Below are 7,323 nucleotides of genomic sequence, written 5' to 3' on the forward strand. Positions count from 1 at the left end.
GTCTGCGGCGTTGCGGCGCTTGTGGATAGCCAGGCTATCCACTGCGCACCGCGCCTTGCATCCCATCCCGACAAGGCCGCTGCGCGACCCCTGGGAGATCGTAAACACGTTCTAAGCTTGTTCCATCACAGTGAGGAGACCGCCATGTACAAACGCATCCTGATTGCCACCGACGGTTCGCCGCTTTCCGACAAGGCGGTCGAGCACGGCCTGGCCCTTGCCTCACTTTCGGGCGCCACGGTGGTGGCGCTGAAGGTGGTGCCGCGCTACCCGCGCAGCTACTTCGAGGGGGGCATGCCGGTGGACGTGAGCGACGTCAAGCGCATCGAAGCCCAGTGGAGCGCCGCCGCCCAGGCGATGGTGGACGGCGTGAAGACCCAGGGCGTGTCCCAGGGGGTGTCGGTGAAGGCCGTGGTGGCCAAGTCCGACCTGGTGGCCGAGGCCGTGATCGCCGCCGCGAAGAAGCACAAGTGCGACGTGATCGTGATGGCCTCGCACGGGCGCAAGGGCCTCAAGCGACTGCTGCTGGGCAGCGAGACGCAGCACGTGCTGACGCACTCGCACATCCCGGTGCTGGTGTTGCGGTAGTGGCCAGAGCCGCTGCGGGCGGCCCGGCGATTCCGGCGATACCGGCGCCCAAATTTTTATGCCAAAACAGCCCCCAGCGCTTATCCATCAAGCGCTGGCAGCTATCAAAAGCATAGTTACGCGAACAGCGCCTTGTACTGGTCGCGCAGCAGGTTCTTCTGTACCTTGCCCATGGTGTTGCGGGGCAGTTCGGGCACCACGAAGCACTTCTTGGGAATCTTGAAGTTGGCCAGCTGCGACTTGAGCTGCGCCACGATGGCGTCTGCGTCCAACTGTGCGCCGGGCTTGGCGATCACCACGGCCACGCCCACCTCGCCGAAGTCGGGGTGCGGCACACCCACCAGCGCGCTCTCGGCCACGCCGGGCATCTCGTTGATGTAGCCCTCGATCTCGGCCGGGTAGACGTTGTAGCCGCCGCTGATGATGAGGTCCTTGCTGCGGCCCACGATGCTCACGTAGCCGCGCGCATCCACCTTGCCCACGTCGCCGGTCTTGAACCAGCCGTCCGCAGTGAACTCCTCGGCCGTCTTCTCGGGCATGCGCCAGTAGCCCTTGAACACGTTGGGGCCCTGCACCTGGATGTTGCCGATCTCGCCCACGGGCAGCGGCTTGCCCGCATCGTCCACCACGCGCAGGCCCACGCCTGGCAGCGGAAAGCCTACGGTGGCGCCGCGCCGCTCGGTCTGGCCGGCGTGGCGCTTGTCGGCCGCATAGGGGTTGCTGGTCAGCATGATGGTCTCGCTCATGCCATAGCGCTCCAGGATGGTGTGGCCCGTGCGCTGCTGCCATTCGGTGAAGGTCTCGATCAAGAGCGGTGCCGAGCCCGCGATGAACAGGCGCATGTTCTGGGTGGCTTGCTGGTTCAGCCCGGCTTCGGCCAGCAGGCGCACATACAGCGTGGGCACGCCCATGAAGACGGTGGCGCGCGGCATGGCGGCGAGCACGGCCTTGGGGTCGAACTTGGCGAACCAGATCATCTTGCTGCCGTTGATGAGCGCACCGTGGATGGCCACGAACAGGCCATGCACGTGGAAGATGGGCAGTGCGTGGATCAGCACATCGCCAGCCTTCCAGCCCCAGTATTCCTTCAAGGTCACGGCGTTGCTGAGCATGTTGCCGTGCGTGAGCATCGCGCCCTTGCTGCGGCCCGTGGTGCCGCTGGTGTACAGGATGGCGGCCAGATCGTCGGCCGACTTCGGCACCGGCGTATGCACGTCGCTGTGGTGCGCGGCGCGGTCGAGCAGGCTGCCCGTGCGGTCGTCGCCCAGGGTGAACACATGCTGCGTGCCCTGCGTGAAGGCAATCTTGGACACCCAGCCGAAGTTGCCGGGCGTGCACACCACCACCGCCGGCTCGGCGTTGCCGATGAAGTATTCGATCTCGGCGCTCTGGTAGGCCGTGTTGAGCGGCAGGAACACGTAGCCCGCGCGCAAGGTGGCCAGGTACAGCACCATGGCCTCGACCGACTTCTCGACCTGCACCGCCACGCGGCTGCCCTCCGGCAGTTTCAGCGAAGCCAGCAGATTGGCCATGCGGGCGCTGGCGCGGTCCAGGTCGCCCCAGGTGTAGAACAGCGGTGCGCCGTCGGGAGCCGTGGTTTCCACGGCCGTGCTGGCAAGGTCGGCAGGAAAGGCTGCGCGCAGTGCGCTGAAGAGGTTGGAAGAGCTCATGGCAATGGGTGGTGAAAAAGGCAGATGGCGAAAAAACGGGTACGGGGACGGAAGGAAGGCGGAGCGCTCCGGTCAGAGGAACACCGGGGGACGCTTTTCGAGGAAGGCTGCAATGCCTTCGCGGTGTTCGGCGCTGTCGGCGTAGGCATAGGGATCGGGCATGCTTGATGCTATATTTTCGATAGCTGTCAGCGCTTTATCATCAAGCGCTGGGGCCGTTTTTAATGCCCGAAGTGTCTGTTTGTTCAGGCGCGCCGCCTGCGGCGCCAGGGCGGCCACGCGCAGCGCGCTCGCGCGGGCCTCGGCAGCCACCTCGGCGTCGGACACCACACGGCTCAGAAAGCCGCGCGCCAGCATGTCGGCGGCGCCGAAGGTGGCGGCCTCCAGCAGCATCTGGCGCGCGGTGACATCGCCCACGGCGCCGGCCACCAGCTGCGCCTCGCGCGGGGCCATGGGAAATCCCAGCCGCGCAATGGGTGCGCCGAAGCGGGCCGAGCTGCCGGCAATGCGGATGTCGCAGCAGCTGGCGATCTCCACCCCGGCCCCCATGCAAGCGCCTTCGATGTGGGCCACGATGGGCACATCGCACGCCAGCATGGCGCCAAGCCCGCCCCACACGTCGTTCTCGTGAAAGTCGCGCAGGGCCACCGCGTCGAACCGGAAACCCGGGTATTCCGAAATGTCGCCGCCTGCGCAGAAGGCGCCACCCTCCCCCGCGATGAGCACGCAGCGCGCCTCGCTGCTGCGCTGAATGGCTTCAAACACGCTGCGCAGCTCGCGCCACATGGCGCGCGACATGGCATTGAGCCGCCCGGCGTGGCGCAGCGTGACCTGCACCAGCCCGCGCTCGGGAACACTCATCAACACTTCACCGGACATCTGGCTGCTCGCTTGCTTGCTTGCTCACTGACTGACTGACTGACTTGCATGCTGACTTGCATGCTTGTTCACCCGCTCGATGGGCGGCCCCACCGCATGGGATCGCTGAGGTTTCTGGGCACTCGCGCCCTTGGCAAGGCGCAGCGCCACCGCCGAGCCCGGCTGCGCCGGGCCCAGGGCAGCGCCACGCCCGGGGCTCAGTCGAGCTTTGCCCCGGAGGCCTTCACCACCGCAGCCCAGCGCTTGACCTCGCTGCTGACCAGGCCCGCAAACTGCTGCTGCGTCATGCCGCCGAACTCCGCGCCGTTGTTGGCCCAGATGGCCTTGAGCTCATCGGCGGAGCCGAGCTTGCGGATCTCTTCCACGATGCGCGCCTGCACATCGGCCGGCGTGCCCTTGGGCGCCCACAGGCCGTACCAGGTGGTCACCGTGTAGTCGGGCAGGCCCACCTCGGCGGCACAGGGCACATCGGGGAAGGCGGGGTTGCGCTTGGGACCCGACACCATGAGTGCCTTGATGCGGCCGGCCTTGATGTGCGCGGCGGAAGAGCCCAGGCCGTCAAACATCATGTCCACCTGGCCGCCGATCAGGTCCTGCAGCGCAGGGCCCGCGCCACGGTAGGGGATGTGCGTGATGAACGTGCCCGTCTGCTGCTTGAACAGCTCGCCCGCGAGGTGGTGCGACGTGCCCGCGCCGGCCGAGCCGTAGTTGAGCTTGGCGGGGTTGCGCTTGACGTGGTCCATGAACTGCTGGAAGTTGTTCACCGCCACCGCCTTGGGGTTGATCACCACCACCTGCGGCACATTGGCCAGCAGGAACAGCGGCACAAAGTCCTTCTCGATGTCGTAGTCGAGCTTGGGGTACATGGAGGGCGCAATCGCGTGGTGCACCGCGCCCATGAACAGCGTGTAGCCGTCCGGCGCGGCCTTGGAAGCGTAGCTGGCGCCGACGGTGCCGCCCGCTCCACCACGGTTGTCGATGACCAGCGTCTTGCCGGTGGACTTGGAGAACTGCGCCGCCAGCGGCCGCGCAAAGGCATCGGTGCCGCCGCCCGCAGGGAACGGCACCACCAGGTTCACCGGCTTGGCAGGCCAGCCCGCAGCGCCCTGCGCCCAGCTGGCACTGCTGCCCCCGGCCAGGCCCAGGCCGGCAGCGGCGGCGCCCAGCAATACCTGTCGGCGCTGAATGTGTGCATCTTTCTTCATGGCTTTGTCTCCTGTCGTCGTTGTAAAAAATCAAATGGAATCAGCAGACTCCTGGGGCCCGCAGGGCTCGGGCCACCTTACACCAGCCACCGCAAGCCCGAGACCGGGAAATCATGGTAGCTGCGCAAAATGACAAGCCCTGCAACGCGCCCACCTGCCGGCGTCAGCTGCGGCACAGGCTCTCGATGTCCCCCGACACCGGCACCTTGCCTTGCGCGAGCAAGCTGCGGTGCTTGTCGATGCGCTTGATGTCGTACAGGTAGTTCACCATGAGCCCGTACGATTGTTTCAACCCCTTGCTGGACGGATCGCCCGCCCAGTTCAGCCGCTCCACCCGCGCGCCGTTGCCCAGGTGGAACCGGGCGACCGGGTCCACCGGCTTGCCATCCTGCAGCTCGCGGCCCAGGTAGTGCGCAGCGCATTCCAGCAGCACCTGCCGCACGGGCGATTTGGCATCCAGCTCCAGCGCCTTGTCGATGGCGCCCAGCAGGTGTGTGGCCTGCGGCGGCTCAAAACCCACGGCGCGGCCCAGCTCGGCACGGCGCTTGTCGTCCAGGCGCTCCAGCATCGCGCCCGCATGCTTGGACAGCCAGCCGCGCAGCCCCGGAATGGGCGAGAGCGTGGCAAAGGTGCGCAGGCGCGGAAACTCGGCCGTGAGCGTTTCCACCACATGCTTGATGAGCGAATCGCCAAAGCTCACGCCGCGCAGACCCGTCTGCGTGTTGCTGATCGAATAGAAGATGGCCGTGGTGGCCCGGGTGATGTCCACGGGCGCGGCGGCCTCGTCCAGCAGCGGTGTGATGCTGGCCGAGATCTTGTCCACCAGCGCCACCTCCACAAAGATCAGCGGCTCGCCCGGCAGGCGCGGGTGGAAGAAGCCATAGCAGCGGCGGTCGCTGTCCAGCCGGTTCTTGAGGTCGGCCCAGCTGCGGATGTCGTGCACCGCTTCGTACTTGATGAGCTTTTCGAGCAGCGATGCGGGCGAATCCCACGACAGGCGGCGCAGCTCCAGAAAGGCCACGTCGAACCAGGTCGAGAACAGGTGCTCCAGCTCGGCATCAAGCGGCAGCAGGCGCTTGTCGGCCTTGAGCAGCGGCAGGATCTCGGCACGCATGTCCACCAGAAAGCGCATGCCCTCCGGAAACACCGCAAACCGCTGCAGCAGCCGCGTGCGCGGAGACACCAGCGCGCGGCGCAGGCTGATCTCGGCCTGGCCCTCTTCGGCCGTGCCCGCCGCTGCCTCATAGCGCTGGCGGGCCGACTTGAAGCGCGTGGCGTCGGGCGCGAACTGCTCGCACATCAGCAGCCACATGTCGCGGCGCTCTTCCAGCTCGGCCTTGGCATACCAGTCGGCCACGGCCTGCGCGCGCCGCCCGCCCTCGATCTCGCTCACCTGCGGGGCCACCACCTCCTGCAGGTCGGCCAGCAGACGGCGCAGTGCGCGGGGCGACAGGGCCTCCTGGCCCCGGCGCAGCGTGGCCGCCAGCCGCTCGCTGGTGGACCGCGGCGCAGCCACCTTGGCAACCACATCGGTCACGGACTTGTCGTTTGCCGCCTTGGCCAGCTTGTCACCGGCCTTGTCTGCAGCGGCGGGGGCGCTGGTGCGCAGGCGCGACACGCTGCGGGCGATCCATTCGGGGGTGCTGTTCATCATGGTGTCAACCTCGATTGCTGATTGCGGGCGATGTCGCGCAGCGCATCGCGCTGGCGCAACAGATGGTTGCGCATGGCCTCTTCGGCCGCCTCGGCGTCGCGCGCCTTGAGCGCGGCGAACACCGCCAGGTGCTCGGCCAGGCTTTGCTGCATGCGGCCGGGGGCATGCAGCGTCTGGTGCCGCGCCAGGCGCAGAATCTTGCGCAGGTCGCCAATCACCTGCGCCAGCCATCGGTTGTCGGCCAGCGTGATGAAGGCTTCGTGGATGGCGTAGTTGGCCTCGTAGTAATCGGTGATGCGCCCTTCGTCAGCACACTGCTGCAGGCGCTCGTGCAGCAGCTCCAGCGCCACCACATCCGCCCCGCCCGCCTTGCACGTGGCCTCGTGCGCCGCGCGGCCTTCGAGCAGCGCAATCACCGGAAACAGGTCGTCCAGGTCCTTCTCGGTGATCTCGGCCACAAAGCATCCCCGGCGCGGCTCATGCCGCAGCAGCCCCTCGGCCACCAGCACCTTCAGCGCCTCGCGCAGCGGCGTGCGCGAGATGGCCAGCCGCTCGCACAGCGCCGCCTCGTCCAGAAAACTGCCGGGTCGCAAGTCCCCCGCAAAGATCTGGTCCCGCAGCCGTGAGGCGGCTTCATCGTGCAGGGAGTTGGGAACGGGACGCATGGTGGGCTGGGCTCCAGGGTCATTGACCCGCTGGGGTACTGGCTTGTTGATCGCTTGACTCCTATGGCGTACACAGGTCGACAGGAGCCGTCACCACATTCAAGGACTTGCCCCATCTCTACTGCTCGCAACACACCGTTAAATGCTGTCTACCGGGTGCATTGCTCCGCCATGTGCGTAATTTCTCATAATTACGGGAAATGACAAGCAAAAACTGCGTGTTGAAGGGTTCGGTTACATAAAAGTGGAGGATTGCGGCGGCGGAGCAACGCGGGGGCACTGGGTGGGCGGTGCCTGGACGCCAAAAATGGGCCTCGCACAGCACCCCGGCACACTGCCGGGGCCAATCTCTGAGCGGTTCAGTCTGCCTGAGCCCAGCGAAGGCGAGTTTGTGATCGGTTTGGCCCGGCTTGCCGGGACAAGTCCTCTCGATCGCTGGCCAACAAGCACGCGCGCATGTGTTACGCAACGCTGCGCGATCACAAACCGTTTGATGAAGCGGCCAGCTTGAGCAGGAAAGAAAATCGCCAGAGCTTTGCGATGCCAGACTGACAAGCCAGCAGGCTGCACAGCACCACGCCAAAGCCAGTATTGATTCACCACTTGCGATGGGTTTGATCGACCATCATGGCCAACCGGGTTCCTCCCACACCGCATTCCGC

Annotated in this window: 6 protein-coding genes; 1 reads left to right on the forward strand and 5 read right to left on the reverse strand. The window is 66.4% G+C overall.

Annotated elements, in window-relative coordinates; all coding sequences use genetic code 11:
• Nucleotides 1–144 precede the first annotated feature (144 nt).
• Nucleotides 145–588, forward strand: coding sequence for a universal stress protein (locus tag ACOQFS_RS03150; protein ID WP_421561518.1), 444 nt, complete (start codon nt 145–147; stop codon nt 586–588).
• Nucleotides 589–704: 116 nt separating this feature from the next.
• Here ACOQFS_RS03150 and ACOQFS_RS03155 read toward each other — a convergent pair whose 3' ends face one another.
• The 5 genes from ACOQFS_RS03155 to ACOQFS_RS03175 form a co-directional block, all read right to left on the reverse strand.
• Nucleotides 705–2,258, reverse strand: coding sequence for a malonate--CoA ligase (locus tag ACOQFS_RS03155; protein ID WP_421561519.1), 1,554 nt, complete (start codon nt 2,256–2,258; stop codon nt 705–707).
• Between the two features lie 72 nt (nt 2,259–2,330).
• Nucleotides 2,331–3,137, reverse strand: a complete 807-nt coding sequence (locus tag ACOQFS_RS03160) for an enoyl-CoA hydratase/isomerase family protein (protein ID WP_421561520.1) — start codon at nt 3,135–3,137, stop codon at nt 2,331–2,333.
• Nucleotides 3,138–3,334: 197 nt separating this feature from the next.
• Nucleotides 3,335–4,342 carry a Bug family tripartite tricarboxylate transporter substrate binding protein gene (locus ACOQFS_RS03165; RefSeq protein WP_421561521.1) on the reverse strand — a complete coding sequence of 336 codons (1,008 nt, stop codon included), beginning with the start codon at nt 4,340–4,342 and terminating at the stop codon, nt 3,335–3,337.
• A 163-nt stretch (nt 4,343–4,505) separates the two neighbouring features.
• Nucleotides 4,506–5,993 carry a malonyl-CoA decarboxylase gene (locus ACOQFS_RS03170; protein ID WP_421561523.1) on the reverse strand — a complete coding sequence of 496 codons (1,488 nt, stop codon included), beginning with the start codon at nt 5,991–5,993 and terminating at the stop codon, nt 4,506–4,508.
• Nucleotides 5,993–6,661 (reverse strand): GntR family transcriptional regulator, encoded by a 669-nt coding sequence (locus tag ACOQFS_RS03175; RefSeq protein WP_421561522.1) that lies wholly within the window; start codon nt 6,659–6,661, stop codon nt 5,993–5,995. The genes ACOQFS_RS03170 and ACOQFS_RS03175 overlap by 1 nt, the downstream gene beginning before the upstream one ends.
• Between the last annotated feature and the right edge of the window lie 662 nt (nt 6,662–7,323).

It is taken from the genome of Paracidovorax sp. MALMAid1276, from assembly GCF_049198005.1.
Lineage (GTDB): Bacteria > Pseudomonadota > Gammaproteobacteria > Burkholderiales > Burkholderiaceae_C > Acidovorax.

What these genes read in the sequence shown, in the direction of transcription:
- ACOQFS_RS03175 (WP_421561522.1), bottom strand. Translation starts at nt 6,661, where the DNA reads ATGCGTCCCGTTCCCAACTCCCTGCACGATGAAGCCGCCTCACGGCTG.
- ACOQFS_RS03155 (WP_421561519.1), bottom strand. Translation starts at nt 2,258, where the DNA reads ATGAGCTCTTCCAACCTCTTCAGCGCACTGCGCGCAGCCTTTCCTGCC.
- ACOQFS_RS03165 (WP_421561521.1), bottom strand. Translation starts at nt 4,342, where the DNA reads ATGAAGAAAGATGCACACATTCAGCGCCGACAGGTATTGCTGGGCGCC.
- ACOQFS_RS03170 (WP_421561523.1), bottom strand. Translation starts at nt 5,993, where the DNA reads ATGAACAGCACCCCCGAATGGATCGCCCGCAGCGTGTCGCGCCTGCGC.
- ACOQFS_RS03150 (WP_421561518.1), top strand. Translation starts at nt 145, where the DNA reads ATGTACAAACGCATCCTGATTGCCACCGACGGTTCGCCGCTTTCCGAC.
- ACOQFS_RS03160 (WP_421561520.1), bottom strand. Translation starts at nt 3,137, where the DNA reads ATGTCCGGTGAAGTGTTGATGAGTGTTCCCGAGCGCGGGCTGGTGCAG.